The organism is Lebetimonas sp. JS085 (assembly GCF_000523295.1).
GTDB lineage: Bacteria > Campylobacterota > Campylobacteria > Campylobacterales > Nautiliaceae > Lebetimonas.
In genome coordinates, this window is sequence record NZ_ATHR01000001.1 from 263032 (window position 1) to 281274 (window position 18243).

The 18243-nt window shown below is 27.9% G+C and carries 19 protein-coding genes, 1 pseudogene and 1 CRISPR repeat array; of the genes and pseudogenes, 3 read left to right on the forward strand and 17 right to left on the reverse strand.

The features are described from left to right. Nucleotides 1-4: 4 nt before the first annotated feature. Together DZ68_RS09845 and DZ68_RS0101405 are read right to left on the reverse strand one after the other, a co-directional pair. Nucleotides 5-1120, reverse strand: coding sequence for a sigma-54 dependent transcriptional regulator (locus DZ68_RS09845; RefSeq protein WP_035908004.1), 1116 nt, complete (start codon nt 1118-1120; stop codon nt 5-7). 154 nt (nt 1121-1274) lie between these two features. Further along, a complete protein-coding gene (locus tag DZ68_RS0101405) occupies nt 1275-2312 on the reverse strand; it encodes an AraC family transcriptional regulator (protein WP_024786913.1) in 1038 nt (345 codons plus the stop codon). 99 nt (nt 2313-2411) lie between these two features. On the opposite strand from DZ68_RS0101405, the gene cowN reads away from it, so the two are divergent. Together cowN and DZ68_RS10690 are read left to right on the forward strand one after the other, a co-directional pair. Then, a complete protein-coding gene (gene cowN / locus DZ68_RS0101410) occupies nt 2412-2723 on the forward strand; it encodes a N(2)-fixation sustaining protein CowN (RefSeq protein WP_024786914.1) in 312 nt (103 codons plus the stop codon). Between the two features lie 299 nt (nt 2724-3022). Next, nucleotides 3023-3160 carry a hypothetical protein gene (locus DZ68_RS10690; protein ID WP_156919558.1) on the forward strand — a complete coding sequence of 46 codons (138 nt, stop codon included), beginning with the start codon at nt 3023-3025 and terminating at the stop codon, nt 3158-3160. Here DZ68_RS10690 and DZ68_RS0101420 read toward each other — a convergent pair. The 13 genes and pseudogenes from DZ68_RS0101420 to DZ68_RS0101480 all read right to left on the reverse strand — a co-directional run bounded on the left by DZ68_RS0101420 (nt 3157) and on the right by DZ68_RS0101480 (nt 14950). Next, the gene (locus DZ68_RS0101420) at nt 3157-3420 is read right to left on the reverse strand and encodes a hypothetical protein (RefSeq protein ID WP_024790542.1); all 264 of its coding nucleotides are present in this window, start codon (nt 3418-3420) and stop codon (nt 3157-3159) included. The genes DZ68_RS10690 and DZ68_RS0101420 overlap by 4 nt on opposite strands. Then, nucleotides 3359-4111, reverse strand: coding sequence for a hypothetical protein (locus DZ68_RS0101425; RefSeq protein WP_024786916.1), 753 nt, complete (start codon nt 4109-4111; stop codon nt 3359-3361). The genes DZ68_RS0101420 and DZ68_RS0101425 overlap by 62 nt, the downstream gene beginning before the upstream one ends. 55 nt (nt 4112-4166) lie before the next feature. Next, nucleotides 4167-6196: direct repeats of the CRISPR family, unit length 30 nt; unit sequence ATTTCAATACTCCAATTGTATCGGTTTAAT. Nucleotides 6197-6345: 149 nt separating this feature from the next. Next, nucleotides 6346-6644: pseudogene (gene cas2, locus DZ68_RS09850) on the reverse strand (CRISPR-associated endonuclease Cas2). Next, complete coding sequence (gene cas1b, locus DZ68_RS0101435) at nt 6641-7636, reverse strand: type I-B CRISPR-associated endonuclease Cas1b (RefSeq protein WP_024786918.1); 996 nt, start codon at nt 7634-7636, stop codon at nt 6641-6643. The pseudogene cas2 and the gene cas1b overlap by 4 nt, the downstream one beginning before the upstream one ends. Before the next feature lie 8 nt (nt 7637-7644). Continuing rightward, complete coding sequence (gene cas4, locus DZ68_RS0101440; RefSeq protein ID WP_024786919.1) at nt 7645-8133, reverse strand: CRISPR-associated protein Cas4; 489 nt, start codon at nt 8131-8133, stop codon at nt 7645-7647. Beyond that, nucleotides 8127-8366, reverse strand: a complete 240-nt coding sequence (locus DZ68_RS0101445; protein ID WP_024786920.1) for a hypothetical protein — start codon at nt 8364-8366, stop codon at nt 8127-8129. The genes cas4 and DZ68_RS0101445 overlap by 7 nt, the downstream gene beginning before the upstream one ends. Beyond that, the gene (locus DZ68_RS0101450; protein WP_156921408.1) at nt 8363-9274 is read right to left on the reverse strand and encodes a hypothetical protein; all 912 of its coding nucleotides are present in this window, start codon (nt 9272-9274) and stop codon (nt 8363-8365) included. Before DZ68_RS0101450 ends, DZ68_RS0101445 begins: the two co-directional genes overlap by 4 nt. A gap of 98 nt (nt 9275-9372) precedes the next feature. Continuing rightward, nucleotides 9373-10602 (reverse strand): CRISPR-associated endonuclease Cas3'', encoded by a 1230-nt coding sequence (locus DZ68_RS0101455; RefSeq protein WP_024790545.1) that lies wholly within the window; start codon nt 10600-10602, stop codon nt 9373-9375. Continuing rightward, nucleotides 10571-11329 carry a type I-B CRISPR-associated protein Cas5b gene (gene cas5b / locus DZ68_RS0101460; protein WP_024790546.1) on the reverse strand — a complete coding sequence of 253 codons (759 nt, stop codon included), beginning with the start codon at nt 11327-11329 and terminating at the stop codon, nt 10571-10573. Before cas5b ends, DZ68_RS0101455 begins: the two co-directional genes overlap by 32 nt. Further along, complete coding sequence (gene cas7b, locus DZ68_RS0101465; RefSeq protein ID WP_024790547.1) at nt 11319-12299, reverse strand: type I-B CRISPR-associated protein Cas7/Csh2; 981 nt, start codon at nt 12297-12299, stop codon at nt 11319-11321. Before cas7b ends, cas5b begins: the two co-directional genes overlap by 11 nt. After that, on the reverse strand, nt 12292-14046 hold the full coding sequence (locus DZ68_RS0101470; protein WP_024790548.1) for a hypothetical protein: 1755 nt from the start codon (nt 14044-14046) through the stop codon (nt 12292-12294). The genes cas7b and DZ68_RS0101470 overlap by 8 nt, the downstream gene beginning before the upstream one ends. Beyond that, nucleotides 14025-14225: a hypothetical protein gene (locus tag DZ68_RS0101475; protein WP_024790549.1), complete on the reverse strand. Its 201-nt coding sequence runs from the start codon at nt 14223-14225 to the stop codon at nt 14025-14027. The genes DZ68_RS0101470 and DZ68_RS0101475 overlap by 22 nt, the downstream gene beginning before the upstream one ends. Next, complete coding sequence (locus DZ68_RS0101480) at nt 14222-14950, reverse strand: hypothetical protein (protein ID WP_024790550.1); 729 nt, start codon at nt 14948-14950, stop codon at nt 14222-14224. Before DZ68_RS0101480 ends, DZ68_RS0101475 begins: the two co-directional genes overlap by 4 nt. A 173-nt stretch (nt 14951-15123) precedes the next feature. Between DZ68_RS0101480 and DZ68_RS10695 the strand changes: the two genes are divergently transcribed. After that, nucleotides 15124-15264 carry a hypothetical protein gene (locus tag DZ68_RS10695; RefSeq protein WP_156921409.1) on the forward strand — a complete coding sequence of 47 codons (141 nt, stop codon included), beginning with the start codon at nt 15124-15126 and terminating at the stop codon, nt 15262-15264. Here the strand turns inward: DZ68_RS10695 and DZ68_RS0101490 are convergent. Both DZ68_RS0101490 and gyrA read right to left on the reverse strand, forming a co-directional pair. Further along, nucleotides 15261-15740, reverse strand: coding sequence for an LPP20 family lipoprotein (locus tag DZ68_RS0101490; protein ID WP_051428154.1), 480 nt, complete (start codon nt 15738-15740; stop codon nt 15261-15263). The genes DZ68_RS10695 and DZ68_RS0101490 overlap by 4 nt on opposite strands. Nucleotides 15741-15784: 44 nt before the next feature. Beyond that, nucleotides 15785-18226 carry a DNA gyrase subunit A gene (gene gyrA, locus DZ68_RS0101495; protein ID WP_024790552.1) on the reverse strand — a complete coding sequence of 814 codons (2442 nt, stop codon included), beginning with the start codon at nt 18224-18226 and terminating at the stop codon, nt 15785-15787. Between the last annotated feature and the right edge of the window lie 17 nt (nt 18227-18243).

Below are 18243 nucleotides of genomic sequence, written 5' to 3' on the forward strand. Positions count from 1 at the left end.
CTCCTTATAATAAAAATAAATTTTCTTTTTTTATAACTTTTTCGCTTAAAATTGCCGCTCTTTCAATTATATTGATAAGCTCCCTTATATTTCCTCTGAATTCATAATTCAAAAGAGCTTCTTTTGCCTCATCGCTCAAATTTTTTTCTTCCAAACCGTATTCATTAATTGTTTTTTTAAGTATATCTTTTGCAATTGGAATTATATCTTTTTTTCTCTCTCTAAGCGGTGGGATTTTGACAGGAATTGTAGCAAGCCTGTAATATAAATCTTCCCTGAATTTATTGTTTTTTATCATTTCATCAATATTTTGATTTGTAGCACTTATTATTCTTACATCAATTTTAGTCGGTTTTGTGCTTCCAAGCCTGTTTATTTCTTTTTCCTGAAGCACCCTAAGGAGTTTTGCCTGAAGATTAAAAGGCATTTCAGCTATTTCATCTAAAAAAAGTGTCCCGCCCTGGGCCAGTTCAAAAAGTCCCGGTTTTGAAGCGGTAGCATCTGTAAAAGCCCCTTTTTCGTATCCGAAAAGCTCACTTTCTATTAAATTTTCAGGAATTGCACTCATATTAATTGCAATAAATTTACCGCTCCTGCCGCTGTTTTCGTGAATAAATTTAGCAAATTCCTCTTTTCCGACCCCGCTTTCGCCAAGAAGCATTACACTGGCCATTGTAGGCGCCACTTTTTTAGATATATTTAAAACTTCTTTTGTTTTTTCATCTTCGGCAATAAAAGATGGTTTAACCGCAGCTTTTTTACCTTTTGTTTTAGTTACAACTTTTTGGTTTCTCTCAATTGCCGCAATTAAATCCTCGATTTCAAAAGGCTTTGTCAAAAAATCCTTAACCCCGAGCCTTAATGCCTCAATCGCCCTGTTTAACGTGGCGTTTCCCGTAATTAAAATTACTTCATATTTACCGTTTAATTCTTTTGCAAAGTCAATACCATCCATTTTAGGCATTGTAATATCAGAAATAATTAAATCTATTGAATCATTCAATTTTTTAAGTGCGTCAATAGCATTTCTAAATTCAACGACTTCATATCCTTCGGATTTAAGTGCAAGTGAGAGAGATTTTCTCATATTTATATCATCTTCAACAACAGCTATTTTCACTTAAAAACCTTTTTTTAATTTTTATAAATTATAAGGAAAAATTAAAAGGTAGTCAAATGAAATTAAATAAACAGGATAAGAAGTTTACTTTTTTAATATACTCATTTTTTTAAAGAGAAGTATAAAAAAGTTTAACTGTTAACCAAACCTCTTCTTAATCTGTCTCCACGGCAGCATGTCCAAGATTATACGGAATTTGTGCCCGATAGTGATTTGGTGACATATTAAACCATTTTTTGAATGCCCTTGAAAAAACACTAATCTCCGTATAACCCAGGTACAGAGCGATTGTGGCAATATCAAGACTAAAATTGTGCAGGTAATGCAAAGCAAGTTTTTTGCGCACCGATTCAAGAAGTTTTGTATAAGAGTACCCTTCTTTTTTAAGATTATTTTGCAGAGTTCTAACAGAAACTGATAACTTTTTAGCTATAAACTCTATACTTATCCCATTATTTCCAATATGTATCAGAATCTGTTTTTCAGTCCGTGTATGCCAAGAGTTATCGTAAAGGTCTTCAATTATTTTCTTTGCCTGCTGTTCAAAATATTTTACCATCCCTTCATTTGGAGTTTGCAGCTCAACACAAAGCTTCTCTTTTGAAAACACAAGGGCATTTTCATAGGCATTAAATATTAACTTTTTTCCAAAAAGCCGATGATACTCTTCCGGTTCTTCTATCTCATTATGTTGAAAATAGGCATATTCCGGTTCAATATTCACTGCCGAAAGTTGTCTTATAAGGCTAATTACGGCAGCAAGATGAATTTCACTTTGATACCGGTTTAAAGCAACTAAAGGATTATTATAAAGATGAATGGCCAGTTTGTAACCTTTTTTAGTTTCTGTAAGAATAAACTCAAGGTTTTTACCTACTAAATGTGAATAATAACAAAGTTTTTCAAGCATTTCACTTACGGTTGCGGTATTGCTGAGCATATATCCAAGCAGTCCTAAAGATTGTGGGGAAGAAGCTTCTCCAAGATGAAGCGCTAAAAAAGGGTCATCACAAAGTTGTGAAGCCTTTTGAAAAAGAAAACGCAATTTAGAGCTTTTTATATATGAATGTTCCTTTGTAAAAATCTTCCGATCAATTCCCACAGCTTTTAATAAAAAATTGATGTCTATTTTATAATGTTTTTCTAACATTAATAAAACATATTGCAGAGTAATTACTGAAACATGTTCCAATTTTATCCTTTTTTTTCGCAATTTATCAAAAATATTTCTTTTTTTGTATATATAATTATACTGAATTTATTGGATAATAAGTGTAAAAAAGGATTGAAAATGGATAAAAAACCGAGAATAGATGAAAGATATACCAGCTTTGCCAATATAGATTGCTTTACTAATGCATGCAATGTTATCGGACACATGTTAAGAATCACAAAACAGCCGAATATGATGAATGCATACTGGGAAAAATATATTCCGCAAATTCCGGAAGCATATTTTAAACCTGAAAATAAAAATTTACAAAAAGAGGATGTTTTATATTTTGTATGTTCTAAGAAATTTTATCTTGAAGAGCTGTTTGAAGATGCCGAAGATGAAGCTGCACTTGCTGCATTAAGTGTTTGCGAATTAGAATGTTGTTAATACAACACCTATGATAAGATTTTTATAAAGTAACATTTGTTCTTTCAATCTTTAAATGCCTCTTTTACAATTTCAATACTTCACATAATAAGGGGATCAGGATTTTACTTTTTCTTGACATTAAATTCCAAGGGCTTAACGCAAGTTTATCTAATTTTGCTTTAAGACTTAACGACCTTGAAAACAGAGCTTTTGATATAGTTTGCAAGTATTTAGAAATAAATAACGATATAACAATAACATACCCTAAAACTTTCAGCATAATCGACACGCAAAAAGAAATAACGGTATTACAAGAAATGAAAGAACTTGTAAATTCTCCGACTTATTTTAAACTTAAAGCAATGCAAATAATAAGCAACGATTTAAACACTATTGACCCGGCAGATTTTGCGATTATTGCAAGTGAAGTGGAAGACAGTTTTAAGGAAACTTAAGCGGTTTCTGCTATTCTTTTGTTAAGATTATTTAAAATAATTTCTTTCAATTTCTTTAAAAATAGTTTATCACTCCCTTGACTTTTATCTTTTTCTATAATCTTTAATGCTTTTTTATCAAGTTCTATAACTTCTTTTTTGTTTTCAAAAGGAATTAATGCCTCTCTATCAGCTAAAAATAGATGTCCTTCTCCAAAATCACTCTCCCAAGTTTTTATATCTATCTTGTAACTTTTTAAAAGCTCTTTTAATTTTTTCATTTATTTTTCCTTTTCTAATTTCTCCGCCTACTTCTTTATGTAATTCTTCAAAACTTTTCTCATCAGGCTTAATTTTATAACTTGTCATAATTTCACCATTTTCATTAAAAACAACAACCCAATTATCTTTTTTATTATAGCACAAATTATCCCAACTGTTCTTATGAATTGCTAAAATATATGTATCCGCTTCAATTATACAATCTAACGTTTTCAAAATATAATCTTCTTCATTTGTAATATGTCCTAAATTTTTTCTTTTTACTATATGATTTTTAAATTTCTCTTTACTCATCCATAATTTATAAAAATCTTTTTTAACATTTTTTATTAATTCCACTCTTTTTAAAATTTTATTTTCAATTTCCAATTCTCTTCTTTTTTCAAAATTATATTTCCTATTGCTAAATAAATCCGCATATTTCCTTATCGGATACTTCGGTCTGATAGTATTAAAAATCTTTTCAATATCTTCGCCCTGCTTAAACCTGTTCAGCATATCGTAAGTGCCGAGTATTTCTCTCTGCTCTCTTTCGTCAAACTCATTCATTGTATCCTGCACGGTTTGTTTCCAGCTTTTCCTTTTGCCTGTAACTTTGCCGTAATACGGGGCATAAATACATCTGCAGTGAGGATGCAACGGTGTAGTCCTCATTTCCGCTTTTGGAACTATCCCACGACCAAATCCCATATTTAAATTTGCATAAAAATCACATATATCCGTTTTTGGATACTAAATGTTCACTATTTCAATACTCCAATTGTATCGGTTTAATCTGATTATATAGCGCTTGAGCTATTAATTATTTTAGAATTTCAATACTCCAATTGTATCGGTTTAATAATCCTAAATACCATTCTTTATAACTTCTTGTGTATATTTCAATACTCCAATTGTATCGGTTTAATGCTATTAGACTTTTTAACTTTTAATTCTGGTATGGCGATTTCAATACTCCAATTGTATCGGTTTAATACGAAAATTTAGAAAAAATAACAGATACTAATAAAACATTTCAATACTCCAATTGTATCGGTTTAATGTTTTGCGGTAATTGAATATCTTAGTTTTGAATTATATTTCAATACTCCAATTGTATCGGTTTAATGTTTTGCGGTAATTGAATATCTTAGTTTTGAATTATATTTCAATACTCCAATTGTATCGGTTTAATTTCTTCAAATTCTTCCAGCACATTTATTGCACTATATTTCAATACTCCAATTGTATCGGTTTAATAATTGCAAAAACTCAAATTTTTTAATTTTTACAAAAATTTCAATACTCCAATTGTATCGGTTTAATCGTTTCGATTACCTCATCATCGCTTTTTTTAAATTATTTCAATACTCCAATTGTATCGGTTTAATAAATATGAGCTTGGAAGATTTGCGATAAATGGCATAAATATTTCAATACTCCAATTGTATCGGTTTAATTTTGCGATTTTATGCAAGACATTTAGTAAGCAGTGAAATTTCAATACTCCAATTGTATCGGTTTAATCTTAATCCATCTTTTTATTATTTGTTATTTAGTGGATTTCAATACTCCAATTGTATCGGTTTAATCATAACTGCTCCTTTGATTGTTTTAAAAATTAAAAAATTTCAATACTCCAATTGTATCGGTTTAATATAATATACTTTATACTTTTTATTAGAATATAGTTATTTCAATACTCCAATTGTATCGGTTTAATATTGTTACATTCAAGTCTTTATTTGTTTTTTCAAATTTCAATACTCCAATTGTATCGGTTTAATAAAGCAGGTGTGTATACACGTAAAGAGATAACAGTAATATTTCAATACTCCAATTGTATCGGTTTAATTCTCCACCTAAATCATAGATTTTAGATGGAGAATTCTTATTTCAATACTCCAATTGTATCGGTTTAATCTTCGATTTTTGCATCAAGTAAAGATGCAATTTCTTCTTTATTTCAATACTCCAATTGTATCGGTTTAATTATGAAAGAGTATGTTTATGCGTATGACTTTGAGTATATTTCAATACTCCAATTGTATCGGTTTAATAAATAAGTGAAGAAGTAGCAAATTATCTTAAAAATAATCTATTTCAATACTCCAATTGTATCGGTTTAATTGGATTTTTAAGTTTTATGTTTTTAAATTCAGCAGTTTTATTTCAATACTCCAATTGTATCGGTTTAATAACAGAGAAAAGGTTTATAAGTGCCTTTTAGAAAAATTTCAATACTCCAATTGTATCGGTTTAATACTTTAACTCTATTCATACCCTAACTCCCTTAAAATATTTCAATACTCCAATTGTATCGGTTTAATGAGCCATATAGCATAAATTGAATATATGTATCTTTATTTCAATACTCCAATTGTATCGGTTTAATATTTAACAAAATTATGCAATTATTTCAGCCTGTCGTAAAAAATTTCAATACTCCAATTGTATCGGTTTAATAAGAAATTTATGAGGGTGATATTGTTAGATTACACATTTCAATACTCCAATTGTATCGGTTTAATAGTTTCAAGGAAATTAAATTTTCTATCAACTCTTTTTCATTTCAATACTCCAATTGTATCGGTTTAATATATCTACCCTGAATATTCAATTAAAATAAATCCGTATTTCAATACTCCAATTGTATCGGTTTAATCATATTAACAGGCGTGATAGGTTTTTTTTCTTTCTTATTTCAATACTCCAATTGTATCGGTTTAATATTTAGCCCAAATGAATTAACCCTTGCGTAAATAGATTTCAATACTCCAATTGTATCGGTTTAATGCATCAAATTTCGGGCTTTTTGAAAAGTAATATCCCGAAAATTGGGGTTTTTCCAACCAAATTCAAAAAAAAATTAAATTTTCAAAATCTTTTTCTAATTACGATTTTATCGATATTTGAGAATATTGTCAAGAAAAAAAGGTTGGAAATCAGATAAAAAGATTATTCTCTTTTTTACCAATTGTATCTTCTAAAAAGCTCTCTTTATTTTTAAGTTTTATTAAAGTTATAAAATCAAGTTCTTCATCTATGACTTTTTAAGTTCTTTTTGAAGTTTAATTAAATTACTCGGCGATATTTCACCTCTGAAAACAGATTTTTGATGATGATTTAGATATTTTTTGCAGATTTTAAAAACCTTATGCACCCTTCTTTTTCCGGCTTCACTCTCTTCATCAGCAATATCATACATCAAAAAAACATAATTAACTTTATAATCTTTTTTCATCTCTTTTCCTTCAAGCTAAAAGGTTTAAATGGTTTATTTTGAATTAAAAATTTAATAAGTTTGTACCCATCAAGCTTAATAGCACTGTTGTAACTCACCATTCTTTTAAGTGTTTTATGTTTAAATTTTTCATTTAGTCTTTCCTCAAAAGCACTTATAAAAATTTTTTTGCCTTCTTCATTTAAAAGGGCATAATTAAATTTTTTATCAAAATGTTTTTCAACTCTCAGTTTTTTTCTGTTTACCAAATCAAAAATACTTCTAAAAACAATCACGGGCTTAAATGCTTCGCTTAAATCAAGGCTCAGACTAAACCTGCTTTCACTCGGAGTATGCAGAAAGCTAATAGACTGGTCTAAATGTGTCTTATAAATTGCACTTACTGTTTTAGTATAAAGCAGGGTATTGCCAAAAGAAATCAAAGCATTCATAGGATTATCAGGCGGTCTTTTAACCCTTTTATTAAACAAAAATTCCTCAGGCAAAAAATATTTGAAACTATCATAAAACCCAGCCCATATATTTCCTTCGATAAATAAAAGTTTATTGATATTATCCACTTTTTCAATAAACCTTGGAATATTCTCTCTTAAATATCTCAAAAATTCTTGAAGTTCATTTTTACCGTGCCTGAAATAGTGATACAAAACTTCATATATATTTTCACTAATCCCTAAAACAATCGCTTTTGCAATAATTAATCTTTCATTTTCATATGCTTTAACCTGTTTAATAGTCAAATTTCCACTAATATACTTTTCTTTTGGATAAAAACTCCCACTGTAATTTCCAAAATAATTAAAAAAATGCAAAACTATCCCAGCCCTACTGCAAAAATCCAAAAATTTTGAATTAAGACTTACTTCATTCATAAAATATATTTCCCTTACCGCCTCAACAGGAATATATTTCCACCCCTTTTCATTTCTAAAAGCAATTGAATTATCTTTTCTTTTAATTTCACCCATTGAAAAAATATATTTTGTTTTCATCCTATCCCTCACAAAAAACAAAATTCATAATAAGCACATTTTTTGCATTTACTCTCAAACACAGGCTCAGGCATAGGTAAACTCAGCAGATTTTCAATCTCTTTTATTATTTCTAAAAGCCTTTTTTCATTTTCATCGTTAAGTTCTATTTCAATTCTTTTTTTGTTTTGTTTTCTCTTTTCAAAAACTTCAAGCTTGCCTTTTTTTATAATTCCTTTTTGTTTAAGTCTGTATAAATAAAAAAGCAATTGCCATTTTGCCGCTTCCAAATCAGAATCACTCTTTTTTACTTCAATTACATAATCTTTTGTGATTTTATCTACTTTTATATTTTCGAAACTAACTTCATTTACTTTTGTTTCATCTATTTCGTGCAAAACCTTACCAATTCTAACATCTTCGCTGTTATCTTCAAGATTTATTTTATTATAAAAAAGCCAAAGTTTAGTTTTGCAGATAAAGTAGTATGAGATTAGCGTTCCCGTGAGGTCTACCAAAACAACCCTTCAACCCTATCTTTAACAAACTCAACTATTTTTAAACTACCAGTATCTTTGTCAAAAAATTCATTTGTGGATAGATAAATACCAAGTGCGTTTTCAAAATTTTCTTTTATCGTTGAAATAACTATATCTTTATCACTATCTTTCCAATAGTAAAAATTTTGATTGACCGTATATAAACTTACATTTTTCTTAATTTTTGAATATTTGCTTTCAATCTCTTTCATATTTTTTTTTTTATTTCTCTTTTTCGTTTATCTAATTCCACTAATTTTTCCCATAATTTTTTAGCTTTATCATCTAAAGGTATGAAAAAACTAAAACTAAGCGGTGATTCTTGAATAAGTTTAAAATTTTCATCAATATTTTTAAAATTTAATTCATTTAAATCTTTATCTATTATTTTATTATTGGGTTGTGAGTTATAGTATTTATCCAAAATTTTTTGTTCATATACATCTTTTTCATTAATCTTTTTGTATTTATCAAGTATATTTATAGTTTGTTTAATATCAAATTGATTGTATATTTTATAACCTTCAAACTCTTTATTATTAATAAATCTTGCAATTTTGATTATATCAGCTTTTCCAATCTCTTGTTTCTCTCCACTTCTATTTCTTCTTCCCATTGATTGAATAATCAAATCAAGTGGTGCTAATTCTTCAAAGCCATCTTCTAAAGATATATCAACACCTGCTTGAATTAATTGGGTTGCTACAACAATTTGTTTTATACCATTTTTTGAGTTTTGTTTTATTTTTTTGATAATAGATTTTCTAACAATTGGTGCAACAGCACTTGTGAGTAAAAATATGTTATTTTTAGCATAATTACTATCTATTTTCATAAGATATTCATATATATCATTTGCAATATTTACAGTATTTACCCTAAAAAGTAACTCTTTATTTGTTTTAAGTTTTTGATCTATTTTTTCATATAAGCTATCTTGTGAATATGTTTTTGAAATATCTATATTTATTTCATATCTGTTGAAAAAGTTATCTATCTCTTTTTGTTCTAATATCTCGTTTATTTCTTTAAATGTATAGCTATCTTTTAAAATCTCTTTTTTAATATTTGGAAAAGTAGCACTTGCGACAATAATTTTACAATTAAAAATTTCGCTCATAAATTTTAAAAATTTAGTAATTGTATACATATGTTTTAGTGGGATTAATTGAACCTCATCTATTAGAATAACACTATTGATAAATTGGTGAAATCTTTTTAAGAGAGCTTTTTTCTTTTAAAAATTCCATAAAATAGCTGGTGAAAAGATGTAACTATAAAATTACTTTCTAATGTATCTAATAAAAATTGTTTTTTATCTATATCATATTCATCACTACTATTGTCATTTATTTCAAATTCTCCACTTAATGAATGCTTTTCTAAAAATAATCTATTATCATTTGTATCAAATCCCATAAAATTTAAAAGTTCTTTTAAGATAGAAGCATTCTGCTCTATCAATGTGATAAATGGGAGTAAATAAAAAACTCTTTTATTTTTATCTTTTTCTTGTATCATCATAGCAAGCTTATAAAGCAAAAGTGTTTTTCCTGCTCCTGTTGGAAGTTTTATAAAAAATATTTTATTAGAGCTAATATTTTTATTTTCAAACTCTTTTATTAAACTTTTGTAAATTTTTTCTCTAATATTATCAAGTGGAGTTTTATTTTTATTTTTGAAATAATTGCTTTTAAATTTTTCAACTTTATTAGAATCTATTCTCAATTCATCAAAAGTTTTTAAAATGTTATCTCTAAAAATTGCATCTTCTTTGTCTGCATAAATGAGTAATGAAAAAAGCACCATAAAAATAAAAATATCATTATCTTTATAATCCTTAAACCTAAAAAAATATGGGTCTATATAATCAATATCTTCCATAAAAACTCTATTTTTATATTCATTTAGAAATTTTTCAAACTTTTCTGTGATATTTTCTAATTTTAAAAGTTTATAGTAGATACTATCTACTTCTTTACTATTTTTCTTTATACCTTTAAAAATTTCTAAAATTTTTTCTAATTCATCAACTTTTTGCATCTCTTCTGAATTATCTAAATTAAGATGATGATACCTAATAGCCATAAATACAAATGAAGCTAATCTTTCATCAAGTTGAAATTCATTAATAGCAACAAAATATCCAAAAAATGCAGAAATTAAACCATGTTCAGAAAGCTTTTTTTCTTTTATGCTTAAATTATCCTTTTTTAATTTATTTTGAAAATATATAGAAGTTTTTCCAAAATCATGACAATAACAAGCTATTTTTAACAATTGTTTAAACTCATCTTTTGAAATATTTAATAGTTTAAAATTAATATCAAGTTCATCAAATTTTTTTTTAGCTTTTTTATAAACTTCTCTTAAGTGAACTATCAATTTTCTATCTGGTTCAGTATGAGAAATCAAACTAAAAGAATTGATAGAGTCTATCTTTTTCATCTTTATACAATTTTCCTTTTAATTTATCTTTATTTGTAATTTCTATTACATAATCACCAACAAAACTTATTATCTCTTTTGTTCTTGGCAAACTTCTATCTTGGTTAAAATAAACAGGAATTAATTCATTATAAAATGTTACCGGTTTGTTAATTTTAAATTTGATAAAATCCTTTTCAAATGAAGTATATAAGTTATTATTGATATTTTTTGCTAATTCAACATCAAATTTTTCACTAAACTCAATTTTTGCAAACAAAGATTGTAAGCCAAGATATGGATTATAAACAAATCTATTATTTTTTAACCTATCAATTAATTCCTTTTTTATTTTATCATCATCAATAATTAAAAATATTTTCCATTCCATATCTTTTAAAAATTCAAATCTTGTTGGACTCCTCTGTCCTCTTTGGGGAGGATTTCTTAATGGATTTTCATTAAAAGTAAATTTTGCACTTTTCCCTTGCATTAAATTAATTCCAATCAGATCTTTTTTAATTTTTGGGGTCAATAATTTTACTGAATACAAAAATTTTTCAAATGGTAATTTTTCTATATATTCATTTTTACCCCACCCCATTATAGCCCCAATCATTCCTAAAATTGCAGTTTTAGGCGGTATTACAAATGATTGAGGCTGAGAGTTTGCAAAAGGCTTTTTAAAAAGTGCATAATCACCATTTAAATTAAAACTAATTACCTCTTTTATCATTTTAAAGCTCACTTATAGTTTTACCTTGAATAGCAAAATATTTTATTTTATCTTTTAGTTCATTATCAACTTTTAAAAAATCTTTTTCAAAAGAAAATGTATCAATGTAAATTTTTACATTTTCTATCAAATCTTTTGAGTTATTTAAAAATTTGATAAGTTCATCAAAATTTAAATCATCTTTCATATCGTCAAATTCTCTATATTTAAATTTTTTTTCATTTTTTAACTTTATAGAATACTCAATATCAGGGATTTTATAGTAATCATCATTGTATTCTATCTCAATCAAAAGCCTTGATTGTTGAGAGTTTTTTGAACGAGTATTTTTATTGTTTATTTCATTCCAAAGTGCTATTTTCATCTTTTTCAAATCTTCTTCTTTGACTTTATTTTCTATACCAGTAGTTGGGTTAAAATAGCCTACACAAGAAAAAAGCCCATAAGGAAGATAACTATATGTTGCTATTGCTCCTTGTGCATTTCCTTCACTACTTACCATTATTGATGTGTTTTGAGTTATTGGCAGGTAAACTTTATTTAGAGTTCTGTTAAACATTTTAAATTGAACTGCACCTGTTGCTTGAGTATTATATTCATCATTTTTTCCAGCAACTACAACACCAAACAATCTTACATCTATACATTTTTCTTTTAGTTGTTCTAAATTTTTTACGATATCAAATTCTTCTGTTTTTTTACTTTTCTTTACAACTTCCATTTTTTCAGATGATAATTCCACTGCTCTTGAACCAGTTGTTTTTTTGCCACTTTTATCAGAATAAAAAACTGTTTCATCTTCGTAATTATTATCAATGAAGTCACGAATATATCTTTTTAACCTTACATCAGATACTAAAGCAGTTTGAGTATCTTCATCATATCTTTGTTCACCTGTAAATGGATCTCCATTTGGAATACAATCTTTTGCATCATATAAAAACAAAAATTCTCTTTTATTTAGTTTTCTAATATCACTCATTATTTTCTCCTTCATTTTGTGGATTTGAATCTTGTTCAGATTTTACATTATTATATAACTCATTTCCTAAAAATAGCCCAAATATAAATTCATCTTTATTAAAAGTTACATTAGTTAAATGAATCATTTGCATTGTTGCTAATTTTATATTTATACTTTGCAATCCTTCATATTCATGAAATTTTGTTTTTGCAAAAATTTCGTTCATAAATGCTTCTACTGAATTTAGATTATTTCTTTCAATTCTTTTACCAACAAAAGATAAAATTTTTTTATCATAACCGTTAATTGACCAACTAAGTATTTGTAAACTTAGCCCAACACAAACTCCAAGTTTCATAGATGGTGAATCTTTTACTAAATTTGCATTATTTAAAAAGTAGGTTAGTTTTTCTTCATAAGTTTGACCAACAAAAAAATCTATGCTTTTTTCATCATTGTTCATTTTGATTTCTCCTTTATTTATTTCATTAATCCAGTTCAAAAACAACAAATGTTTAATTACTGTGCCATAATAGTATTTGTCTTTACTGTCCTCAGATTTGCTAATGCTATATTGCATATTTTCATTCATAACAATCATTAATCTATTTATATCTATTTTATCACCCAAAGCGATTTTTCTAAAAAGTGAGGTTCTAAATTTTTTATTTGAATCTTTATAAAAAATATTATAAATATGCTGTTGCCACTTAATATTTAATGTTTTATTAAATTTTGTTTTATAAGAATCTTTTAATTTTTCAAATAATTTTATTTTTAACACTAATTGTGAAGGAATAATATCTTTTACAAACTCTATTATTTCCTTACCACCCCCAGTTTTTGCAGGTTCCCAGAAATAAAAATTCAATAAAATATCAAAACGATTTGGATTTGAAATATTTTTATCTATTAAATTTATTAATCCATCTAAATTTGATTTAGACTCTTTTATATCATTTTGAAAACTTTTTAATACATTATCATTTAAACTAGTAGCAGTAATATAACTATATAACCCCATAAAATAAAAGTTGTTATGTGTTTCTAAAAAAGTTCTTCCAATCATAAAGTCTATATAAGCTTCTTTTGACAACAAAAAGAGATTTTCGTCATCTTTAAGATTGTATTTCACATTATTTTTATCAGTAGAAAATGGATAATAAAACCCCCCACTTGGATAAGCCTTTGCTTTTTTATTTGTATATATGTTGCAATTTGAAGAGTTTTTCTTTTTTATTAATTTTGCAGAATTGTTAAATTCAATATTTTCAAAAACTTTAAATAAAAGGCTATGTTTATAAAAATACATTTGTTTGTTATTTTTCTGTATAGTTATAATTATAGGAATTTTTTTACATAGCTCGTTTATTGTTTTAGTTTCTATTTTACCTTTTAATTCTGATTTTATTTTTAATTTCGCTAAATTGGCTAATTCATCTATTTTATCAATATTAGACAAAATAGCCTTAAAATATTTTGTTATTCTTGGATAAAATGGTATCTTATTATCAATTAACATTTTTATAATTTCTGGATAAATTATTCTATCAGCATCTTTTTTAGAAACTTTTTTCCCTTTAAAGTAATTTTTTTTGATTTCTTCATATACTTTATGGTATTTTGTTTCCATAACTAAAAAATTAATAATTTGTTCTAATGTTTTTTCCTTATTCTCGTATATAAACGAGCTTGGAAAAATATATAAAATATTGCTTTTTTTACCTCTATGAACACCATATTTTAAATATAATTCATTTCCCAATTTATCATAATCTTTATCTTCAGATAAATGTCTAATTTTGCTTTTTCATCATTATATTTAAAATCTTTACCATTCCATTCTAAAATAATTTCTACATAATATTCAGGTAAACCTTTAAAAGTAAATACTGAGCCTAGTCTATTAGATACTCTTCCAATATCTATTATTTCTTTAATCATAATACACCTTTACAAAATAACTTTAAAAGTTTATCATAAACTTTTATCCCCATTTCAAAAATCCCCCTCCAACTGCACTGTTTGTGCCCTAAACCTGTGCCAAGAGCCGTGAAAGCCAGCTTTTGGAAGACTTCGTCACTTCTTGGTACAATATAAAACTTCCAGCCGAAAAATTTAAGCCCTTTATAAAAAAATGTCTGGGGTTTATTGTTTTTTATTTGAATATATTCCATGAAATTATTTTCAGGTTTTAATTTTTCATTAAAGACCATTTCGTATTTTCTTATTAAATTATCCTGAAGGGCACTCATTAAATTTATTAAATCCCCGTTTTTTTGAAAAGTCCAAAAGTCTCCGTTTTTCATAACTACAAAAACAGGATTAAGTGAGAGCATATAATTTATCTTTTTATATTTTATTTTTTTAAATTCAACACCTTTAACTTTAAAAATATTGTCTTCATATAAAAACAGTGAATTTAAAACCTTTTTAGCCAAGTTTTCATCGAAAGAGCGGAAATAAATATTTCCTTTTTCAAAAAATCCTTTAGCGTCAGCTTTTCCGAGATTTGAAAAAACATAATTTTTAGGCTCATTATTTTTATGTCTTTCAAAACCTGAACTAATCAAAGAAGTGGCAATAAGTTTTGAAACAGCCTCGGGTGATTTTTGAAAGTGTATAGGGGTTTTTAAATTTACATTTATTTTTAACTCAAAAAATTTCATTATTCTTCTTTCAAATAAAAATAAGCAGTTCCGTTATTTATAATGATATCAAATCTTTTAGGAGGAAAAGTAAGTTTTAAATAATTATTTTTTGAATATATATAACTTAGATTTAATATTCTTTTATCTTTTTTTTTTTACATAATTTTAAAGCATCTGTTTCATCTGATTTAATGGAAAAAATCAGTTTTTTGGGCGAATTTGAAAAAGTTAAAGCTTTTGAACAGTTAAGAGTATACTTTTTACAGTTGCATTATTTGAAACTAATTGAAAAGAAAGATAATAATCGGCAAAAAGAAAAAGGGGGAAACTAATTATTATTAATAAATTTATTCCACATCCTTACATCAAGTTTTAAATTCATAGTTACATAATAAATCCCGTCTTCAAATTTTTCCGCCTGAATATCGGCTCCTCTAATTACACCTTCAACGTAAGTATTGACATCTGAATTTTTAAGCATTAAATCTTTTACAGTTTCTTTTGCATTTACTTTTACACCATACATTTTTTCTGCAAGCTGTCTGTATGCATCCGCAATTGCCGCGCGTCTTGCCAAAATTTTAGCCTGGGCGGCATTTAGGGCATCAACTGGGGCAACACCTTCACCAGTTACATAAAGAGTGAGTATGTCACTTTTTTTTGATTCGGGTTTATTCAGAATAATATTTTCATTATATTCTTTACTTACCGCAACTTTTTTAGAAACCGGCTCTGTGTTTTTATTTGTCACCTGTGTACCTGCACATCCTATAAACAATAATGACACTGCAAGAATTTTTTTAATCATTTTTAACCTTTTTGTTTTCAAAATCGGAAAAAAAAGAAAAAACTTTAATTATTTTCTTCTTCTATTTCATCAGTTTCACTTGGAGTTTTGGCAATACTGACTACTTTATCCCCACTGTCGAGTTTTACTATTCTTACGCCCTGGGTATTTTTACCTGTTTTGGATATTGAATCTATACTGACCCTGATCATTTTACCGCTGCTTGTTAAAACCATCAAATCATGATTTTCTTCTGTGGCCACCACACCTACCAAATCACCTGTTTTGTTGGTAAGCTTCATAGCAATTACGCCTTTTCCGCCTCTGTTGGTTAATCTGTAAAGGTTGGCTTCGCTTCTTTTACCAAAGCCTTTTTCACTTACGCTTAAAATTTCCTGATTCTCATCTTTAAGAGCAAGGGCGCCTACCACCTCATCGCCTTGAATTTTAAAGGTAATACCTTTAACCCCTCTGGCCCCTCTCCCCATTTCCCTTACAGTATCCACAGGAAATCTTATGGCCTGTCCTTTCTTTGTAACAATAAAGAGCTCTTTATCCTCAGGCTCTACAATTGTAGCTGTTACAAGTTCGTCATTTTCATCTATCGTAATTGCCCTGACTCCTGTACTTCTTACATTTTTAAATTCATTTAAATTTGTTCTTTTGACAATTCCGTTTTTTGTAAAAAATGCCAAAGATCTGTTTTCATCAAAATCACTCGTTCTGATAATAGTCTGAATCTGTTCGTCTTTGTCAAGGTTAATTAAATTAACTATTGCTTTACCTTTGCTGGTTCTGCTTCCTTCAGGAATTTTATAAACTTTCAGCCAGTGAAGCTGACCTTTGTTGGTAATAATCATCAGTGTATCATGCGCATTGGCAACATAAAAATCCTCTATAAAATCATCTTCGTATGTTGTAAGCGCTTTTTTCCCTTTACCGCCTCTGTTTTGTCTTTCATATATTTTAAGAGGAACCCTTTTTACATAACCTCTGTGAGTTATAGTTAACACCATTTCTTCATTTGGAATTAAATCTTCTATATCTATTTCATCATAATCGTCTACAATATCGGTTAGTCTTGGGGTAGGATATTTTTTCTTAATTTCAAGAAGTTCGTCTTTAATGACACCGTTTAAAACTTCTTCGCTTTTTAAAATCGAATTTAAATATTCAATTTTTTCCATTAACTCTTTATACTCTTTTTCAAGTCTTTCAATTTCAAGAGAAGTCAGGCGGGAGAGTTTCATATCAAGAATCGCCTGGGCCTGGATTTCACTGAGTTCGAATCTGTCTATTAAATTAGCTTTTGCTTCTTTTGTATCGGCAGATTTTTTGATTAATTCTACAACTTCATCTATATTAGCGAGTGCAATTCTAAGCCCTTCTAATATATGAGCCCTTCTTTTGGCTTCTTCAAGTTCATAAATTGTTCTTCTGATAACAACAGTTTTTCTGTGTTTTATAAAAATATCAAGAAGTTCAAAAAGGTTAAAAAGTTTTGGCTGTTTGTCATAAATTCCAAGCATATTCACGCCAAAACTGACCTGCATTTGTGTATGCTTATAAAGATTGTTTAAAATAATTTCGCTCATTGCGTCTTTTTTAAGCTCTATTACAACCCTGATTCCCTCTCTGTCGCTTTCATCTCTTACTTCACTTATTCCGTCAAGCACCTTATCTTTAACCAAATCACTGATTTTTTCTATCAGTTTTGCTTTATTCACCTGATAAGGAAGTTCGTCAATTACTATTACTTCTTTATTTCCTTTATGTTCAATATGATGTTTTGCCCTTATTTTAATAGAGCCCCTTCCTGTTTTGTAGGCCTCTATTATTCCACTCTTACCGAAAATTGTGCCTCCTGTAGGAAAATCCGGACCTTTTACAAATTTCAAAATATCCTCAAGTTTTGCATTTTTATTATCTATCATATAAATCAATGCGTCAATTAATTCACTTAAATTATGCGGAGGAATATTTGTAGCCATACCGACGGCAATACCACTGCTGCCGTTTACCAAGAGATTTGGAAACCTTGCGGGCAAAACAACAGGTTCTTTTTCGCTGCCATCATAATTTGGAATAAAATCAACGGTATCTTTATCTATATCTTTAAGAAGCTCTTCGGCTATTTTGGTAAGTCTGGCTTCTGTATATCTCATAGCGGCGGCATTGTCTCCGTCAATACTACCGAAGTTACCCTGTCCGTCAATCAAAGGCATTCTCATAGAAAAAGGCTGGGCCATTCTCACAAGCGCTTCATATACTGCACTATCGCCGTGAGGATGATATTTACCTATAACATCCCCCACTATTCTTGCAGATTTTTTATATGGAGAATTGGCACTGATACCCATTTTATACATTGCATACAGGATTCTTCTGTGAACCGGCTTTAGACCGTCCCTTACATCAGGCAAAGCCCTTCCAACAATCACACTCATTGAATATTCTAAATAACTTTTTGCAAGGGTTTCTTCAATACTTACAGGAATTATTTGCATTCAAATCCTTTTTTAAT